The sequence below is a fragment of the Mesorhizobium sp. RSR380A genome (assembly GCF_054719385.1).
Genome location: NZ_JBTTIB010000001.1, coordinates 3,011,430 through 3,029,101, shown reverse-complemented (window position 1 = coordinate 3,029,101; position 17,672 = coordinate 3,011,430). Strand labels below are relative to the sequence as shown.

General features: G+C 63.0%; 21 protein-coding genes. 10 read left to right on the top strand and 11 right to left on the bottom strand.

The window, feature by feature from the left end:
- Positions 1-26 precede the first annotated feature (26 nt).
- Both dapE and ACYG9Z_RS14720 read left to right on the top strand, forming a co-directional pair.
- Complete coding sequence (dapE, locus tag ACYG9Z_RS14725) at positions 27-1,217, top strand: succinyl-diaminopimelate desuccinylase (RefSeq protein WP_023732760.1); 1,191 nt, start codon at positions 27-29, stop codon at positions 1,215-1,217.
- A gap of 2 nt (positions 1,218-1,219) precedes the next feature.
- On the top strand, positions 1,220-1,825 hold the full coding sequence (locus tag ACYG9Z_RS14720; protein WP_023752348.1) for a hypothetical protein: 606 nt from the start codon (positions 1,220-1,222) through the stop codon (positions 1,823-1,825).
- Here ACYG9Z_RS14720 and truA read toward each other — a convergent pair.
- The 6 genes from truA to def form a co-directional block, all read right to left on the bottom strand.
- The gene (gene truA / locus ACYG9Z_RS14715) at positions 1,822-2,577 is read right to left on the bottom strand and encodes a tRNA pseudouridine(38-40) synthase TruA (protein ID WP_023732762.1); all 756 of its coding nucleotides are present in this window, start codon (positions 2,575-2,577) and stop codon (positions 1,822-1,824) included. The two genes, ACYG9Z_RS14720 and truA, sit on opposite strands and share 4 nt — an antisense overlap.
- 11 nt (positions 2,578-2,588) lie before the next feature.
- A complete protein-coding gene (locus tag ACYG9Z_RS14710; RefSeq protein WP_023692998.1) occupies positions 2,589-3,095 on the bottom strand; it encodes a GNAT family N-acetyltransferase in 507 nt (168 codons plus the stop codon).
- Positions 3,092-4,042, bottom strand: coding sequence for a methionyl-tRNA formyltransferase (fmt, locus tag ACYG9Z_RS14705; RefSeq protein ID WP_023725313.1), 951 nt, complete (start codon positions 4,040-4,042; stop codon positions 3,092-3,094). Before fmt ends, ACYG9Z_RS14710 begins: the two co-directional genes overlap by 4 nt.
- Positions 4,043-4,080: 38 nt before the next feature.
- Complete coding sequence (locus ACYG9Z_RS14700; RefSeq protein ID WP_023732763.1) at positions 4,081-4,506, bottom strand: type II toxin-antitoxin system VapC family toxin; 426 nt, start codon at positions 4,504-4,506, stop codon at positions 4,081-4,083.
- Positions 4,503-4,790, bottom strand: coding sequence for a hypothetical protein (locus ACYG9Z_RS14695; RefSeq protein WP_023739789.1), 288 nt, complete (start codon positions 4,788-4,790; stop codon positions 4,503-4,505). The genes ACYG9Z_RS14700 and ACYG9Z_RS14695 overlap by 4 nt, the downstream gene beginning before the upstream one ends.
- Positions 4,791-4,889: 99 nt before the next feature.
- Positions 4,890-5,420, bottom strand: coding sequence for a peptide deformylase (def, locus tag ACYG9Z_RS14690; protein WP_023752349.1), 531 nt, complete (start codon positions 5,418-5,420; stop codon positions 4,890-4,892).
- A gap of 103 nt (positions 5,421-5,523) precedes the next feature.
- Between def and ACYG9Z_RS14685 the strand changes: the two genes are divergently transcribed.
- On the top strand, positions 5,524-6,777 hold the full coding sequence (locus ACYG9Z_RS14685) for a DNA recombination protein RmuC (RefSeq protein WP_023732765.1): 1,254 nt from the start codon (positions 5,524-5,526) through the stop codon (positions 6,775-6,777).
- Positions 6,778-6,838: 61 nt separating this feature from the next.
- On the opposite strand, the gene ACYG9Z_RS14680 is transcribed toward ACYG9Z_RS14685, so the two are convergent.
- The 4 genes from ACYG9Z_RS14680 to ACYG9Z_RS14665 form a co-directional block, all read right to left on the bottom strand.
- On the bottom strand, positions 6,839-7,645 hold the full coding sequence (locus tag ACYG9Z_RS14680) for a class I SAM-dependent methyltransferase (protein ID WP_023752350.1): 807 nt from the start codon (positions 7,643-7,645) through the stop codon (positions 6,839-6,841).
- 81 nt (positions 7,646-7,726) lie between these two features.
- Positions 7,727-8,131 carry a GFA family protein gene (locus ACYG9Z_RS14675; RefSeq protein ID WP_023728810.1) on the bottom strand — a complete coding sequence of 135 codons (405 nt, stop codon included), beginning with the start codon at positions 8,129-8,131 and terminating at the stop codon, positions 7,727-7,729.
- Positions 8,132-8,208: 77 nt separating this feature from the next.
- Positions 8,209-9,162 (bottom strand): cation diffusion facilitator family transporter, encoded by a 954-nt coding sequence (locus tag ACYG9Z_RS14670; RefSeq protein WP_023703803.1) that lies wholly within the window; start codon positions 9,160-9,162, stop codon positions 8,209-8,211.
- Between the two features lie 110 nt (positions 9,163-9,272).
- Entirely contained in the window at positions 9,273-10,082 is an 810-nt protein-coding gene (locus ACYG9Z_RS14665) for a transglutaminase-like domain-containing protein (protein WP_023752351.1), read from the bottom strand.
- A gap of 213 nt (positions 10,083-10,295) precedes the next feature.
- Here ACYG9Z_RS14665 and ACYG9Z_RS14660 point away from each other — a divergent pair, with 213 nt between their 5' ends.
- The gene (locus ACYG9Z_RS14660; protein ID WP_006200611.1) at positions 10,296-10,421 is read left to right on the top strand and encodes a hypothetical protein; all 126 of its coding nucleotides are present in this window, start codon (positions 10,296-10,298) and stop codon (positions 10,419-10,421) included.
- A gap of 213 nt (positions 10,422-10,634) precedes the next feature.
- Entirely contained in the window at positions 10,635-10,949 is a 315-nt protein-coding gene (gene sugE, locus ACYG9Z_RS14655; RefSeq protein WP_023681326.1) for a quaternary ammonium compound efflux SMR transporter SugE, read from the top strand.
- An 87-nt stretch (positions 10,950-11,036) separates the two neighbouring features.
- Here the strand turns inward: sugE and ACYG9Z_RS14650 are convergent, their stop codons facing one another.
- Positions 11,037-11,465, bottom strand: coding sequence for a DUF6481 family protein (locus tag ACYG9Z_RS14650; protein ID WP_023673205.1), 429 nt, complete (start codon positions 11,463-11,465; stop codon positions 11,037-11,039).
- 234 nt (positions 11,466-11,699) lie between these two features.
- Between ACYG9Z_RS14650 and ACYG9Z_RS14645 the strand changes: the two genes are divergently transcribed.
- The 5 genes from ACYG9Z_RS14645 to dnaK all read left to right on the top strand — a co-directional run bounded on the left by ACYG9Z_RS14645 (position 11,700) and on the right by dnaK (position 17,634).
- On the top strand, positions 11,700-12,761 hold the full coding sequence (locus tag ACYG9Z_RS14645) for an LLM class flavin-dependent oxidoreductase (RefSeq protein WP_023752352.1): 1,062 nt from the start codon (positions 11,700-11,702) through the stop codon (positions 12,759-12,761).
- Between the two features lie 110 nt (positions 12,762-12,871).
- A complete protein-coding gene (locus ACYG9Z_RS14640) occupies positions 12,872-14,041 on the top strand; it encodes an AI-2E family transporter (protein ID WP_023703805.1) in 1,170 nt (389 codons plus the stop codon).
- Positions 14,042-14,123: 82 nt separating this feature from the next.
- Positions 14,124-14,342, top strand: coding sequence for a hypothetical protein (locus ACYG9Z_RS14635; RefSeq protein ID WP_023696045.1), 219 nt, complete (start codon positions 14,124-14,126; stop codon positions 14,340-14,342).
- Between the two features lie 5 nt (positions 14,343-14,347).
- Complete coding sequence (locus tag ACYG9Z_RS14630) at positions 14,348-15,346, top strand: LLM class flavin-dependent oxidoreductase (protein ID WP_023752353.1); 999 nt, start codon at positions 14,348-14,350, stop codon at positions 15,344-15,346.
- A gap of 371 nt (positions 15,347-15,717) precedes the next feature.
- Complete coding sequence (gene dnaK / locus ACYG9Z_RS14625) at positions 15,718-17,634, top strand: molecular chaperone DnaK (RefSeq protein ID WP_023673200.1); 1,917 nt, start codon at positions 15,718-15,720, stop codon at positions 17,632-17,634.
- The last annotated feature ends 38 nt before the right edge of the window (positions 17,635-17,672 follow it).

Below are 17,672 nucleotides of genomic sequence, written 5' to 3'. Positions count from 1 at the left end.
TTTCGCTTTCGATTATCGCTTTGCCCATGAAACTGCCGACCGATCCCGCCGCCAACCTCGCGACCCTCATACGCTGCGCCTCCGTAACGCCCGCCGAGGGCGGCGCGCTGGCTGCCCTGGAAGGCATGCTGAAGCCGCTCGGCTTTTCCGTCGAACGCCCGGTGTTTTCCGAAGACGGCACCCCCGACATCGAGAACCTCTACGCGCGCCGCTCCGGCAATGGGCCGCATCTGATGTTTGCCGGCCATACCGACGTGGTGCCGGCGGGCGACGAGGCGTCGTGGACGCATCCGCCCTTTGCCGCTGAGATCGCCAAGGGCGAGATGTACGGCCGCGGCGCCGTCGACATGAAGGGTGGCATTGCCTGTTTCATCGCTGCCGTGGCGCGCCATGTCGAGAACAAGGGTGGTCCGAAAGGCTCGGTCTCGCTGCTGATTACCGGCGACGAGGAGGGGCCGGCCATCAACGGGACGACAAAACTGCTCGACTGGGCGGCGGCCAGGGGCGAGAAATGGGACGCCGCGATCGTCGGCGAGCCCACCAATCCGGACACGCTCGGCGACATGATCAAGATCGGCCGGCGTGGCTCGATGTCGGGCAGTGTCACGGTCAACGGCCGCCAAGGCCATGTCGCCTATCCATTGCTCGCCGACAATCCGGTGCGCGGCCTGATCAGCCTGGTCGACGCCTTGCTGTCGCCCGTCTTCGACAAGGGCACGAAGGATTTTCAGCCGACCAATCTGGAAGTGACCTCGATCGATGTCGGCAACCCGGCGACCAATGTTATTCCGGCCAAGGCGACAGCCACCTTCAACATCCGCTTCAACGACACATGGACTGCCGAGACGGTGCAGGCCGAGATCCATAACCGCCTCGACCAGGCGGCGAAGCGCAAGAAATACCGGACCGGCAAGACGCCGGTCGACTACGAACTGATCTGGCGCGACCGGCCGAGCCATGTCTTCCTGACGCGCGACGACAAGCTGATCGGGACGCTGCGCGGGTCGATCAAGGCGACGGTCGGCAAGGAGCCGGCGCTGTCCACCTCGGGCGGAACCTCGGATGCGCGTTTCATCAAGGACTATTGCCCGGTGGTCGAGTTCGGCCTCGTCGGCAAGACCATGCACATGGTCGACGAGCGCGTCGCACTGGCCGACCTCGAGACGCTGACCCAAATCTACCAGCGCTTCATCGATGACTGGTTCGAGCAGGGCTGATCATGCTTTCGGTTGACGAGACCTCTTCATCGCTTAACGGCGCCTGGCGGCTGATGCTCGGAAAGGCCGACGGCTTGCGGCTGCTCGACCTTTCGGCGGACGGCTTCTGGAATTCCTTCTTCGCCATCGTCGTCGCCGCGCCGGCGATGATCGTCGGCTGGGTCGGCACGGCCAACGAGATCGGCGACCCCAATGCGTTCGCCGGGCGGCTGGGCATGTTGATTCGCCTGGCGACCGTCGACATCGGCTCGTGGCTGCTGCCCCTGGTTGTGCTTGCCCTGGTCGCATCGCGCGCCGGCATCGGCGACCGCTTCGTCCACTATGTCGTCGCCAGCAACTGGGCGTCCGCGATCACCGCCTGGATGCTGCTGCCTTCAGCGTTGATCAGGCTTTTCCTGCCGTCCGACAACCCGGTTGCCGAATTGGTGTGGCTGGTTCTGGTGGTGCTGTCGCTGGTACTCACCTGGCGGATGACCAACGCCGCGATCGGCAAGGGCGCGGCTGTCGGCAGTGCCGTGTTCGCAGGCATGTTGGTGGTGTCTCTGGCCGTCTTGTTCGGCCTGGTGGCGCTGCTCGGCATCACTGTGCCGACCGCCGCTCCGGCTTAGAACTTTTCCGGATAGTCTACACCGACGAGAAAAAGCCCGTCGGGCGGCGCCACCTGGCCGCAGGCGGCGCGGTCTTGCGCCGCGAGCGCGGCCTTGAGGTCGGCGGCGGTCCAGCCGCCGTCGCCGACGCGTTTCAGCGAACCGACCATGGAGCGCACCTGGTTGTGCAGGAAAGAGCGCGCCGAGGCCCTGACTTCGATCAGGTCGCCCTGGCGGCTTACATCGAGCAGCTCCAGCGTCCGCACCGGACTGTTGGCCTGGCATTGCGTCGAGCGGAAGGTGGTAAAGTCATGTCGGCCGAGCAGGACTTTCGCCGCTTCGTGCATGGCGTCCGCATCGAGCCGCTTCGGCACCCACCAGACCTTGCCCTTTTCCATCGCTGCAGGCGCGCGCCGGTTGAGGATGCGGTAGAGATAGTGCCGTCCGGTGGCCGAGAAACGGGCGTCGAACTCATTGGGGACAACCGTCGCCTGCAGGATGGCGATGCGCGCGCCTGCCGCCTGCAGGTGCGCGTTGACGGCGTCGCGCACCTTGTCGTTTGGCCATGCCTTGGCGAGGTCGACATGCGCCACCTGGGCGGTCGCATGCACCCCGGCGTCGGTGCGGCCGGCGGCGCGTATCCGCACCGCCTCACCGCAGAATTTCTCGATCGCCTGCTCTATCGCCTGCTGCACCGAAGGCTGATCCGCCTGGTGTTGCCAGCCGGCGAAAAGGCTGCCGTCATATTCGATATCGAGACGAAAACGCGGCATACACCCTTCGTTCAGGCGGCGAGTGCGGTAAAGGCCTGGGCGTAGACCAGTTTGCCTTTTTCGGGTGCGTCACCCCAGGCCAGCGCCTGCAGCGCTTCGCCCTGATATTCGCTCTCGAACTTTTCGGCGCGCGCATGGCTGTAGCCGAAGCGGCCGTAATAGGCCGGATCGCCCAACACAACGGCGAGCGTCTCGGCGCCATCCCTGAGGCGGATATGCGCCTCGCGGATCAGCGCACCGCCAATGCCCGAGCCGTGGAACGAAGGTTCCACCGCCAACGGCGCCAGCGCCACGGCTGCGAACTGCTTGCCGCCGTTCTGGACGAACAGCCTGGAAAACAGGATGTGGCCGACCACCTGGCCGTCTTCTTCCGCCACCAGTTCGACAACGGCGTCGCCGCCGGTGACCAGAGCGTCGACCAGCCCGGCCTCCGCCTGCTGGCCGAATGCGTGTTCCTCGACCAGGCGTATGGCCTCGCGGTCCCGCGGCGTCGCGCCGCGTATCGACATCATGCTCATGAGAACTTCATTCCTTTTTCGATCTTGGCCCCGCGCAGAAACTCCTGCGCGGCAGCGGGCTTTCCGCCTGCCCGTTGAACTTCGACCAGCCTGACCGCGCCCGACCCGCAGGCGACCGTCAGCCGGTCATCGAGAATTCCTCCCGACTCGCCCATGCTTTCAGAAAGCGTGCCTTCCAAAAGCGTCGAGCGAAGCAGTTTCAGCCGTTCCGTGCGGCCGCCGATGTCGGCCTCGCACCAGGCGCCGGGAAATGGCGACAGGCCGCGAATGTGATTGTGGACCTCCGCAGCCGGGCGCGTCCAGTCCACACGTGTCTCCGACTTATCGATTTTCCTGGCGTAGGTCACCCCGTCAGCCGCCTGCAAAGTCGATGCCAGGGTATTTGTCTCCAATCGGGACAGCGCTTCCACCATCAGCGTGGCAGCAATGTTCATCAAGCGGTCGTGCAGATCGCCGGCCGTCATGTCGGGCTCTATGGCGCATTTTTCAACCAGTGCCACCGGACCGGTGTCCAGGCCCTCTTCCATGCGCATCACCATCATGCCGGTTTCGACGTCGCCGGCCATAATGGCTCGCTGGATGGGAGCTGCACCACGCCAACGCGGCAAAAGCGAGGCGTGGCCATTGAGGCAGCCGAGGCGCGGAGCCTCCAGAATAGCCTTCGGCAACAGCAAACCATACGCGACGACGACTGCGACATCGGCACGCAACGCATGGAAAGCAGCTTGCTCGCCCTCGCCCTTCAGCGACAGCGGCGTGCGCACTTCGATGCCCAGCCGCTCAGCCTCGCGCTGCACCGGCGACGGTGTCAGCTCCAGCCCGCGGCGGCCCGCGGCGCGCGGCGGCTGCGTGTAGACGGCTGCTATCTCGTGCCCGGCCTCGGCAATCGCGCGCAGCACCGGCACCGAAAACTCCGGCGTGCCCATGAAGATGACGCGAAGCGGCATTTTTCGTCCAGTATCCTGTTCTGCGCGCGGCAGTCCGCTCAAGCGTCTGCTTCAAACGGGTTTACGATCTTGAGGTCAAGCTCTTCGAAGTCCTTAATATTGCGCGTCGCCAGCATAGCGTCGTGCGACAGGCAGATGGCAGCGATCATGGCATCGGAAAGGCTGATCGGCCGGCCGATAGTTTCCCGCATTGCCCGGAGCTTGCCCGCCAGACGGGGAATGGGACCGGCAAATTCGACGACACGTCCCGAAAACTGCTTCGAAACCAGGTGGTCAAGTGCACGGACGTGGCGGTCCGAGCCGGTCTTGTTCAGAAACCTTTCGGCTCCAAAGGACTGCTCCATGACAACAGGACCGCAGAGATAGAGGTCGAGCAGGTCCTGTCTGCGAAACCACTTAGCGACGTTTGGATCGGGCGCGGGCCGGCTCGCTTCCGAGACGACATTGGTATCGAGGATTATCACTCGAAATTCTCAATGGTGCGGCCAAAGTCGCGTTTCCGTTCCGCTTCGATCTCATCCATCATCTGCGCAAATTCGTCGCTGATTGCATTTTCCGAGGCGAAGGCAGCGCGAATCGCATCCCAAGCCGTGAGTCCAGGCTCGGCCTTGCCTTCTTTTTCCGCAACCATGCCTTTTCGCAACAGATCGATCGCCTTGAGCGAGAGGCTTTGGCCGCCCTTGCGTGCCGCATGCTCGATTTCACGCTTCAACGGCTCGGGAATATCTCTGATCAACATATCGCCCATCTGAGTCTCCAGTCTGATATCAATGATATCACGCAAGGAAGCGTCTCTCAATAGGGGCGGGTCGAGACGGGATTTTGTGCGAGTCGCCGAAAGCAGGGCCTATCCCACCAGCTTGCCCGGCCCCTTGTCCTTGGCGAGCTTCTTGAACTTCTTGACCACCATGTCGCGCTTCAGCTTCGAGATGTGGTCGATGAACAGCACACCGTTGAGATGGTCGATCTCGTGCTGCAGGCAGGTCGCCATCAGGCCTTCGGCCTCGATCTCCTGCAGCTTGCCGTCGCGGTCGAGATATTTCACGCGCACCGAGGCGGGACGCTCGACCTCGGCGTAATAGTCCGGGATCGACAGGCAGCCTTCCTCGTAGACGGAGCGAGCGTCGGCGCTTTCGAGGATTTCGGGATTGATGAAGACATGCGGCGCCGGCGGCTCGTCTTCCTTGGCGAGGTCGATGACCAGCATGCGCAGCGGCTCGCCAATCTGGATTGCGGCCAAGCCGATGCCCGGCGCATCATACATCGTCGCCAGCATGTCGTCGGTCAGTTTGCGCAAAGGCGCGTCGACGCGTTCGACCGGTTTGGAAACCTGGCGCAGGATAGGATCGGGAAGGATGATGAGCGGCTTGATCGACATGGCGCCTCACCTAAAACGTCGCAGGAGAAGCGTCAACCGGTGCGAATCGGTCTCGTTCACGTTTTGATCTGTGCCAGGTCTGCGAATCGGCTATGCTGGCGGGATGAACGACCTGAGCACCATCCTTTCCGAACCCGTTGCCCGGCTTGGCGCGACGACGATCACGCTCGGCCATGCACTGGCCATCGGCGCGCTGGTGTTTCTCGGCCTGTTCCTGGCGCTTGTCGTGGCGCTGTGGCGATCGGCCAAGGCGCGCACCATCGCCGCGGCGGAAGCCGCCGACCACGCCCGCGACGCCGGGGCGCGGATGGCCGGCATTTTGCAAAGCCAGGCCGAGATGCAGGGCCGCATGGGCGCCATCGCCGACGTGTTCGGCGCAAGGCAGGCCGAACTCAACCAGTCGATCGGCCAGCGCCTCGACGCCATGACCGGCCGACTCGGCCAAACCATGACCGAACAGACCAAATCGACGCATGAGAGCCTCGCCAAACTGCAGGAACGGCTGGCGGTCATCGACACCGCGCAAGGCAACATTCAGTCGCTGGCCGGCCAGGTCGTGCAATTGCAGGCGATCCTGTCCAACAAGCAGACGCGCGGCGCCTTCGGCCAGTCGCGCATGGAGGCGATCGTCGCCGACGGCCTTCCGATGGGCGCCTACGAGTTCCAGGCAACGCTGTCAAACGGCAGCCGTCCCGACTGCCTGGTCAGGATGCCGAACGGTGCGCCGCAGCTTGCCATCGACGCCAAGTTTCCGCTGGAAGCCTGGAACGCCATCCGCGCCGCCGATGGCGCCGAACAACAGAAGATCGCGGCCCAGGCTTTCCGCCGCGACATCGAAATTCACGTCCGCGATATCTCGGAAAAATACCTGATCCAGGGCGAGACGCAGGACACCGCTTTCATGTTCGTGCCGTCGGAATCGGTGTTCGCCGAAATCCACGAGAATTTCGACGCCGTGGTCCAGAAGGCGCACCGGGCGCGTGTCATCATCGTCTCACCGTCGCTTTTGATGCTGTCGATCCAGGTCATCCAGGCCATCCTCAAGGACGCCCGCATGCGCGAACAGGCGCATCTGATCCAGGGCGAGGTGATCCGGCTGATGGAGGACGTCGCGCGTGTCGACGAACGCGTGCGCCGGCTGCAGACGCATTTTGGCCAGTCGGCCAAGGATATCGACGAGATACTGGTGTCGACCTCGAAGGTGACCAAGCGCGGCCAAAAGATCGAAGCGCTGGAGTTTGGCGAAAGCGAAGCCGAAGTGCGCGGTGGCGGACCCGCCAAGGCCGAAGCCGGGGTGCGGGTGGCGGATTCCAAGACGGGGCAGCTCAGGCTACGTGTCGTCGAAGGCGACGATTAAAGTCTTTGTTTTGATGCATGTCGTTGTCCCAGAACCGCGGCACACTTCTGGGCGCCATGCATTAGACCGTAGCCACGATCACGTGCGCCTGGATCTTGGCCGCAACCTCGCGGCTGCCGTGTCTGGCTGCAATTACGGACGCGGCGTGATCGGTTGCGGCTTCCAATTTTCCTTGGGCCTCGATTTCATTGCGAAGCGGAGTTCCCTGGCAATAGGCAACCGCCGGAAGGCGCGGCGAGGGGGCACGGCTTTGTTCGGCCCTCGTGTCGATCACCACACGGGAGAAACCTGCGGCTTCCAACTCGCCGCGGATCAATGCAATGTCATTGTAGCCGTGCGGCGTGCGGGCGAGAAAGCGGGGCGGATCGTTCGGAAAAATCTCCGCAAGAGCATTCGTCACATCATTGGCGAATACATTCTCTTCGATGCGATCCCACACGTTGAACAGGAAATGGCCGCCGGTCTTCAGGACCCGCTTTGCTTCGCGATAGCCGGCGGCTCGGTCGGGAAAGAACATCGCACCGAACTGACAGCAAACGAGATCGAAAGCTGCATCTTCGAACGGCAGCGCCAGAGCATCCGCCTGACGCCATTGTATACGACTGTCGGGAGCTTGTCGCGAGGCCGCGTAGTCGAGCATAGGCTGGTTGAGGTCGGTCACGACATAGCTTGCGTCGGGAGACAGTTTTGGAGCCAATGCGCGGGTGACAACGCCGGTGCCGGCGGCGACTTCCAGGACGGCGCCGGGCGACAAGGACGCTGCCCGTCGTGCCAAATCCGCGGCGAACGGCTCGAAGATCAGCGGCACCATGTAGCGGTCGTAGTTTTCCGGAATCGAGCCGGCAAACACTTTGTCCGTTTCCGACATTGCTATCCCCCGCCATCCGTTTGATGGCTAGCCTAGCACATTATTGGCTGGTTTGGGCCGCGTTTAACCGGGAGGCAGGTGCTACTGCGCCTCTACGATGCTTACGCCCTCGAATTCCGGAAGCCAGTGCAGGGCCGATCGGTGCCATTTCTGTTGGGTCGGAACGAGATCCTCGCGTTGCCGCGCGGTCCCCGCCCTGATCCCATAGACCTTCGGCCCGTCGCCAACCGACGTTGCGTAAAGATGCGAACCGCAGTCGCCGCAGAACGCCTGGGCACGCTTGGCGCCGCTCGATCCCGTCTTGATATAAACCTTCGGTGTTCCCTTGGTGATCCTATAATGATCCTCAGGCGCTGGAACAGTGACACGAAAGGCGGTGCCGGTCAGTTGCTGGCAGTCGGTGCAATGACAGATAGAGGTCTTTTCCGGGTCGACCTCTGCTTCATAAGTTATGGCGCCGCAATGACACCCACCATCGATTTTCATGGTTGATTCTCCGAATTCCGTCGAGTGATCTTAGCGGGACCAGGCGATGGGGCCAACGGTGGACTGCTGGTCCAGAACTAGTCCGACGCCGCCTCGACCTGCTTGCGCCGGTGCTCCCAAGTTCCGGTCGTCTGCGGCTTGACGAACAGCCTGGTGATCTCCGGCATTTCTTTTTTCAAGAGCGCCTCGATGCGCTCGACACAGGCTTCGATCTCAGGCGCCGTCAGATGGTCCTCGAATTCGATGCTCAGCCCAGCGACGATCTGTCGAGGGCCGAGATGGACGGTGAGAACGCCGTTGGCCCGCTGCACTGCCGGATCCTGCTGGGCGATGGTCAGCACCTTGGCCTGCACTTCCGGCGAGGCCGGCTCACCGATGAGCAATCCCTTGCTTTCGCGCGCCAGAAAGATGGCGGTGGCGCCGAGGATCATCGCGATGCCGATCGAGGCGACGCCGTCGAGTTCGGGCATGTCGAGGAGTTCGGCCGCCAATATGCCGGCGAAGGCGACGAACAGACCGAGCAGGGCGGCGCTGTCCTCGAACAGGATCGTGTAGACGCTCGGATCCTTGCTCGATTGCACGGCCTGCAGCCAGCCTTGCTTGCCCTTCTGCTGGCGGAACTCCTTCAGCGCCACGTACCAGGAGCTGCCCTCGAACAGCATTGAGAGGCCCAGCACGATGTAGTTGATTTTGGGATTGGCGACCGGCTCAGGCGCCATGATGTGGACGACGCCTTCATAGAAGGACACGCCGGCGCCGAGCGCGAATACGAGCAGGGCGACAATGAAGCTCCAGAAATACAGCTCGCGGCCATGGCCGAGCGGATGCGTGCGGTCCGGCGGGCGGGCGGCGCGGTGCATGCCGTAGAGCAGCAGCCCGCCATTGCCGGTATCCACCAGCGAGTGCACGCCTTCCGACAGCATCGCCGAGCTGCCGGTGAAGAAGGCGGCGACGAATTTGGTCACAGCAATAGCGAGATTACCGGCGAGCGCCGCGTAGATGACCGTCTTCGACCCGCCATGTGCTGCCATGCTGTCCCTCCAAGGAACCTGATGTAACGCCCCTGAGCTCCACAGGCATCACAACGCACGAATCGCCCGGTCGTTCAGGGTCTTGTAGGCCAGCTTGCGGAAAGACGCCCCTATTCGATGATCTCGTCCGTCCACACCTTGAAACCAGCCAGCGTGCCCGGTCCGAAGATGTGGGTCAGCGGCACGTCGGCGGCGTCGCGACCCGACGCGATCAGGATGCGGCCGATGCGTGGCGAATTGTTGCGCGGGTCAAAGACATGCCAGCGGCCACCGAGATAGACCTCCATCCAGGCTGCGAAATCCATGCTCGCCCAAGGTTTGGGCAGGCCGATGTCGCTGATGTAGCCGGTGCAGTAGCGGGTCGGGATGTTGAGCGCACGGCAGAAGGTGACCGCGAGGTGGGCAAAGTCACGGCAGACGCCGCTTTGCTCGCGATAGGCTTCCGCCGCGGTGCGGGTCGGCCGCGCATTGCCGTAGCTGAAGACGATGTGGTTGTGGACGAAGTCGCAGACCTCCTGGACGCGCGCAATGCCAAGCGGCGTATGCCCGAACAGCCGCCAGGCTTCGCTGGCCAGCAGATCGCTCTCGCAAAAGCGGCTCGGCAACAGGAAGAGCAATGTGTCCGACGGCAGATCGCGCACCTCGTGCTGCCAGGCCATCAGGTCGCCCATCTCGAACGTGCCGGGGTCGCGGATTACCGAATCGGTGCCGAAGGTGAAGCGCCCGGGCGGGGCGACGAAACGGTTGCACCAATTGCCGAAACTGTCGCGGTAGCTCTGGATCGGCACCGGCGGGTTGGAGGTCAGGAAATCCGGGCGCTCGAGATCGGAGGCCCTGGAGTAGTGGACATTGAGCATCGCGATCAGCGGCGTTTCCTGCGGAAAATCGAAACTCATCTCGCTGCCGATGCGGATTCGCATTGTCGTCCTGACCGCACCGCCTGATCATCGCCGGGCGAAGGCATGGCCGATGCTGCAGTGCGAAGACAACCATGGCACGGACCGCAATGGTTTGCGAGCAAATTAGAAACCGGTTGAAAGCGGCCCGCCGGCGCCGGCGACAGACGCCAGCCCTCTTGCAGTCCGGCGTTTCTCTTGTTTCACTTGGCCTCCCAGCAACTGGAGGAACGAATCATGGCTAAAGGTGCGATGAAGGCGGGCAAGGAAGCTCGGAAGCCGAAAAAAGACGCCAAGAAGCCTGCCGCGGCTCCGGCGCTGAAGGCGCCGCCCGTGAAGGCGATGAGGCTCAAGGAAAAGTAAGCCCGCCTTAGGTCGTCAATATCTAGGGACGGTTGAGATCCGGGCAAACCGTTTCGGCGCAGATTTTGACACCGGCGGCATGAACGATGCTGCCGGTGTTTTGTTGATCCGACCGGCGCAGCCGCTTATACCGAAGCGGCGAGGACGACCTCGCGCCTTTCTCAAAAGTCCGGCCGGGACGCCCCGCCATCCTCATGGAAGGAGTGCATCCCGATGTCGTGGATTTTTCTGTTCTTCGCTGGTCTGTTCGAAATTGGCTGGGCGATCGGCCTCAAATACACCGACGGCTTCTCGAAGCCGCTGCCGACGGTGCTCACCGTCGCCTCGATGATCATCAGCCTGGGGTTGCTCGGCCTGGCGCTCAAGACGCTGCCTGTCGGGACGGCCTATGCGGTGTGGACCGGCATCGGCACGGTCGGCACGGCGCTGCTTGGCATCTGGCTGCTGGGCGAGCCGGCGACGGCCATCCGGCTCGCCTGCATCGCGCTCATCGTCTGCGGCATTATGGGGCTGAAGCTCGCCGCCTGAGCTCCGAGGCATCAAATCCTTAAATTAGGCAAACGCCTTCAGGGCCGCTGCAAGGCGACCCTGATGTCGATCGTTTCGATCGAAGCGTTAGCGGGCGGAGAAGCCCGGAGGCGTCCTGCCGGTACGCTGCTTGCGGGCCGCATAGCGTGCGTCGCGCTTGGCCTTGCGTTCGGCTTCGTCGGCCAGCAAACGGGCAATGCGCTCGTTTTCTTCGGCTTCCTTGATCTTCGCTTCAGCCTGCGCTGCCTCTTCGGCCGCAATTCGCGCCGCTTCGGCTGCTGCCTCGCGCTCGGCCTTCTCGACCGCCTCGCGTGCCAGCTTTTCCTGCTTCAGCCTGGCCTTTTCGGCCTCGCGTATTTCGCGAGCCTCAAGAATCGCCTTGCGTTCGGCCTGTTTGGCCAGAACCGCAGGATCATCAGCCGCCGGCTTTGACTTGAAGCGCTCCAGAAGCGCCTTCTTTGCCTCGTTCGCGGCATTGCGCCGCTCGAAAATGTCTTTTTCCCTGTAGATAGCCAAGTCCACTTCCCTGAAGTCAATTCGCGACGCTTACATACGCGCGAAAACCGAGAGTTCAAGCGCCAAAACGGTATGCCAGCCATGAAAGTTTAGGCTGTTGCAGCCGGGAGACGCGTTTTCCCTGAAACAAAGCCGGCCGAAACCGACATGCACTGTTCACTATCCGCCCCTCTGGCGGCCGGGGCGGCTCGCCGCTACCTCTAGCGGCAAATCAGAACATTTGGATGACATGCCATGGAACTCGGTCTCTACACTTTCGCCGACGTCAGCCCGGAGCCCGGCCCCGGCGCGATCGGCCCGCATCAGCGGCTGCGCAATCTGATCGAGGAGGTCGAGCTGGCCGACCAGGTCGGCCTCGACGTCTTTGGTCTGGGCGAACATCACCGCCCCGACTATGCCGCGTCCGCGCCGGTGGTGACGCTGGCCGCTGCCGCCGAACGCACCAAGCGCATCAAGCTGACCAGCGCGGTCACCGTGCTGTCCTCCGACGATCCGGTGCGCGTCTTCCAGCAGTTCGCAACGCTCGACCTTTTGTCGGGCGGCCGGGCCGAGATCATGGCCGGGCGCGGCTCGTTCATCGAATCCTTCCCGCTGTTCGGCTACAATCTCGAGGACTATGACGAGTTGTTCGCCGAAAAGCTCGATTTGCTGCTGGCCATACGCGACAGCGTCAAAGTCACCTGGTCCGGCAATCTGCGCGCGTCGATCAATGACCGCGGCGTCTATCCGCGGCCGCTGCAGGACAAATTGCCGATCTGGATCGCAATAGGTGGAACGCCGCAATCTGCGGCGCGCGCGGGCGTGCTCGGCCTGCCGCTGGCGCTGGCCATCATCGGCGGTGAGCCGGCGCGGTTTGCACCGCTGTTCGACATTTATCGCGATGCCGCCAGGCGGGCCGGTACCGACCCCTCGTGCCTTGCCACCAGCATCAATGTGCACGGCTTCATCGCCGGCACCACTGAACAGGCGGCCGACGATTTCTATGGCCCGCAGGCCGAAGTGATGAACCGCATCGGCCGCGAGCGCGGCTGGGGCCCGACCTCGCGGGCGCATTTCGATCAGTCGCGTGGTCCGAACGGCGCGCTGTTCGTCGGCGATCCGGAGCAGGTGGCGGAAAAGATCGTCGCCCAGCACAAGATCTTCAACAATGACCGCTTTCTGCTGCAGATGGCGATCGGCGCCATGCCGCACACCAAGATCATGAAGGCGATCGAACTCTACGGCACCAAGGTGGCGCCGATCGTGCGCAAGGAGACCGCCAAGCCCGGCGTCGCCGTCGCAGCGCCAGCCGCCTGAGCGACGGGCGGCCCGGATTGAGGGCCTTGCCGGCTAACGGAACCTTGGGCTTGCAGAGGCGTTTCCGTCGTCGGAATGCACCAATTGCGGTGCGCCGCTGAGGGAAAATCATGAAAGCCGAACCCGCCGCTTTGGGTGCTGGCCTTGCCGAAACCGAAGAGGCGAGAGTTGTGGCGCGTGCCGACACGCATCTGATGCGTTCGCTGCTCATCGGGATCTTCCTGTTCATGGCCATCTACGCGCTGTATTTCGCGCGTGCTTTCTTCATGCCGGTCATCCTCGCCTTCCTGCTGACGCTGACGCTGACACCAATCGTGCGCTTCCTGCGCAAGCGCGGCATTCCGGAAGTGGTTTCGGCGACAATGTTGGTCGTGCTGTCGATCTGCGTCTTCGGCGTTGCCGGCTATCTGCTCAGCGGCCCGGTCATCGACCTTCTCAACAACACCTCGTCGATCGGCCAACAACTTACCGAACGGCTGGCGCAATTGCGGCGTCCGCTCGAGAGGATCATGCAGATCTCGCATCAGATCGAGCAGATGACGGAGACCTCGCAGGAGCCGGGCATCCAGAAGGTGGCGATGGCGCAGTCCGGTGTCCTGTCGGCCGCCGCCAGCAACGTCCTGTCGGCGGGGACAAGCCTGACCATCATCTTCGTGCTGTCGCTGTTCCTGCTGGCGTCGGGCACGATGTTCTATGAGAAGATCATCCAGTCCTTCGCCAGCCTCAGCGAGAAGAAGCGGGCCTTGCGCGTCGTCTATGACGTCGAGCGCGAAATCTCGCATTATCTGCTCACCGTCACCGTCATCAATGCCGGTCTCGGCGCGGTTATCGGCCTTGGCCTGTGGGCGCTCGGCATGCCCAACCCGCTGGTCTGGGGAACGATGGCGGCGCTGCTCAACTTCCTGCCATATGTCGGCGCGCTGATCACCATCGTGCTGGTCAGCGTCATTGCGATGATCAGCTTCGACTCGATCTCCTACGCCCTTTTGGCGCCGGGCTTCGTGCTTTTGTGCGACATCGTCGAAGGCCAGTTCGTTACGCCGATGGTTGTCGGCCGACGCCTCGAGATCAACGCCGTGGCGATCTTCATCGCCATCGCTTTCTGGTCCTGGCTTTGGGGCTTTGTCGGCGCGCTGATGGCGGTGCCGCTGCTGGTCGTCGTCAAAGTATTCTGCGATCATTTCGATGGCCTCAGCCATGTCGGCAATTTTCTCGCCGCACAGCAGACGGCCGTGGTGGAGGAAGAAGCGGCCGAAGAGAACGGAAAGGCAGCGGCATAAGCTTGCCGCGCCTGTCCGTCATCGCGCATTTGTTGTCTTCAGGCGGAGTGCCTATATCGAGCCGGTCAAGCCGGACCCTGCGATGAACGATGCCTCCTTCGACCTCGATTCCTATTTCGACCGCATCGGCTATCGCGGCCCGATCGATGCGTCGCTCTACAAGCTGAGCGCGCTGCATCGCCAGCGTCCGCAGGATCCCGTTCGAGAATATGGACCCGTTGCTTGGCACCAGCTCGACATCGTCATTCCCGACCGCGCCTTCGAAACCAGGGTCAGGCAGTTGAACATCGTAAAGGCTTGAGGCCCATGACCGCACTTTCCGTTCTCGACCTGTCGCCGATCGTCGAAGGCAGCGACGCCTCGCAATCGCTGGCAAATTCGCTCGACCTGGCCCGCCATGCCGAGCGGCTCGGCTACAGGCGCTATTGGCTGGCCGAGCACCACAACATGCCGGGCATCGCCAGCGCGGCGACCGCCGTCGTCATCGCCCATGTCGCCGACGGTACCAAGACCATCCGCGTCGGCGCCGGCGGCATCATGCTGCCCAACCATGCGCCGCTGGTGATTGCCGAGCAGTTCGGCACGCTGGCGGCACTGCACCCCGGCCGCATCGACCTCGGCCTCGGCCGGGCGCCCGGCACCGATATGGGAACAGCGCGCGCGCTGCGCCGCAATCTCGAGGCGTCAGACAATTTCCCCCAGGATGTCGTCGAGCTGATGGGCTATTTCCAGCCGGCCGCGGAAGGCCAGCGTATCCACGCCGTGCCCGGCGAAGGCCAGAAGGTGCCGGTCTGGATCCTCGGTTCCAGCCTCTATGGCGCGCAGCTCGCCGCCATGCTCGGCCTGCCCTATGCCTTCGCCTCGCATTTCGCGCCGGCCGAACTGGACCATGCGCTGGAGATCTACCGTTCGCGCTTCCACCCTTCGGAACAGCTGGACAAGCCCTATGTCATGCTCGGCCTCAACGTTTTCGCCGCACCGACCGATGGAGAGGCAAAACTGCTGTTCACCTCGCTCCAGCAGGCCTTCGTCAATCTGCGCACCGGGCGGGCCGGCCGCCTGCCGCCGCCGGTCGAGGGCTATGACCAGACGCTCGAGCCGATGGCAAAAACCATGATTTCGCAGGCGCTGTCCTGCGCCGTCGTCGGCTCTCCCGAAACCGTCCGGCAAGGCATAGACGCGTTCGTGCGCCGCACCGGCGCAGACGAGCTGATGGTGACCGCGCAGATCTTCGACCATGCGGCACGCGTGCGCTCGTTCGAAATCCTGGCCGAGGCGCATAAATCGCTGTCGCAGGCCGCGTGACGCTTTTGCCTGTGTCTGCTGTGGGCAGGCGCCTTCCTCAGCCAGGAGCCGCCTCTCTCACGCATAGGTGACGTTTTCTTGTGGTTTCGAAGCCCTGACTGGGCGCTTCGCCGGGGGATCGCGCAGATCCTGGGGTTTTGAGCGCGGTTGGAGCACATCCGGGCCGCTGGGCGGCTGTTCAAAGGCGCCAAGTGCGGCGCGGTGGATGCCATGCGCAGAATGCTTGCGCCCGATGCCGCCTGTTCTTATATACGCGCCAAGCCGCCCAGTGCCGGAATGCCGGTTGCCGGAGCGGAATTTCTTGTGAACAGGGGCTTTCGTCGGAACGCCTTACGGGTCCTGAGAGCCTGCTTAGCGGAGAGACTAGAAAAATGGCAAAAGTAATCGGTATCGATCTCGGCACCACCAACTCCTGCATCGCCATCATGGATGGCAAGGAGCCCAAGGTCATTGAAAATGCGGAAGGCGCGCGCACGACGCCTTCCATCGTCGCCATCTCGGGCGACGGCGAACGTCTCGTCGGCCAGCCGGCCAAGCGCCAGGCGGTCACCAATCCTGAAAACACCATCTTCGCGGTCAAGCGCCTGATCGGCCGCCGCTATGACGACCCGGTGACGGAGAAGGACAAGAAGCTTGTCCCCTACAAGATCGTCAAGGGCGACAATGGCGATGCCTGGGTCGAGGCCGGCGGCAAGAAGCAGTCGCCCAGCCAGATTTCGGCCATGATCCTGCAGAAGATGAAGGAAACGGCGGAGGCCTATCTCGGCGAGAAGGTCGAGAAGGCGGTCATCACCGTTCCGGCCTATTTCAATGACGCCCAGCGCCAGGCCACCAAGGACGCCGGCAAGATCGCCGGCCTTGAGGTGCTGCGCATCATCAACGAGCCGACGGCTGCAGCACTTGCCTACGGCCTCGACAAGAAGGATGGCAAGACCATTGCCGTCTATGACCTTGGCGGCGGCACGTTCGACATTTCGGTGCTCGAAATCGGCGACGGCGTGTTCGAAGTGAAGTCGACCAATGGCGACACCTTCCTCGGGGGCGAGGATTTCGACATGCGTCTCGTCGAATACCTGGCGGCCGAGTTCAAGAAGGAACAGGGCATCGACCTGAAGAACGACAAGCTTGCGCTGCAGCGCCTCAAGGAGGCGGCTGAAAAGGCCAAGATCGAGCTGTCGTCGACGACGCAGACGGAAATCAACCTGCCCTTCATCACCGCCGACGCGACCGGCCCCAAGCACCTGACGCTGAAGCTGACCCGTGCCAAGTTCGAGCAGCTGGTCGACGATCTCGTCCAGCGCACCATCGAGCCCTGCAAGGCGGCGCTCAAGGATGCCGGGCTGAAGGCTGGCGAGATCGACGAAGTGGTCCTGGTCGGCGGCATGACCCGCATGCCCAAGATCCAGGAGATCGTGAAGCAGTTCTTCGGCAAGGAGCCGCACAAGGGCGTCAACCCGGATGAAGTCGTCGCTTTGGGCGCCGCCATCCAGGCCGGCGTGCTGCAGGGCGACGTGAAGGACGTGCTGCTGCTCGACGTGACGCCGCTGTCGCTCGGCATCGAGACGCTGGGTGGCGTGTTCACCCGCCTGATCGAACGCAACACGACCATCCCGACCAAGAAGAGCCAGGTGTTCTCGACCGCTGAAGACAGTCAGTCGGCCGTGACCATCCGCGTCTTCCAGGGCGAGCGTGAAATGGCTGCCGACAACAAGGCGCTCGGCCAGTTCGACCTGGTCGGCATTCCGCCGGCGCCGCGCGGCGTGCCGCAGATCGAGGTCACTTTCGACATCGACGCCAACGGCATCGTCAACGTTTCGGCCAAGGACAAGGGCACCGGCAAGGAGCACCAGATCCGCATCCAGGCCTCTGGTGGCCTTTCGGACGCCGACATCGAGAAGATGGTCAAGGACGCCGAAGCCAATGCCGAGACCGACAAGCAGCGGCGTGCTTTGGTCGAGGCCCGCAACCAGGCCGAGGCGCTGGTGCACTCCTCCGAGAAGTCGCTGAAGGAATATGGCGACAAGGTTTCGGAAACCGAGCGCACGGCGATATCGGAGGCTATCACGGCGCTGAAGGCTGCTGCCGAAGGCGACGATGCCGCCGACATCGAGGCCAAGTCGCAGACGCTTGCCGAAGCATCCATGAAGCTCGGCCAGGCCATGTACGAAGCTTCGCAGAAGGAAGCGGCGGAAGCCGACGCCAAGGCGGACGCGGCCAAGGATAGCGACGTGGTCGACGCCGATTTCGAGGAAATCGACGAAAACGACGAGAAGAAGAAGTCGGCCTGACCGGTTGACGGCAAATAAAGCGGAAAGCCCGGCGCAAA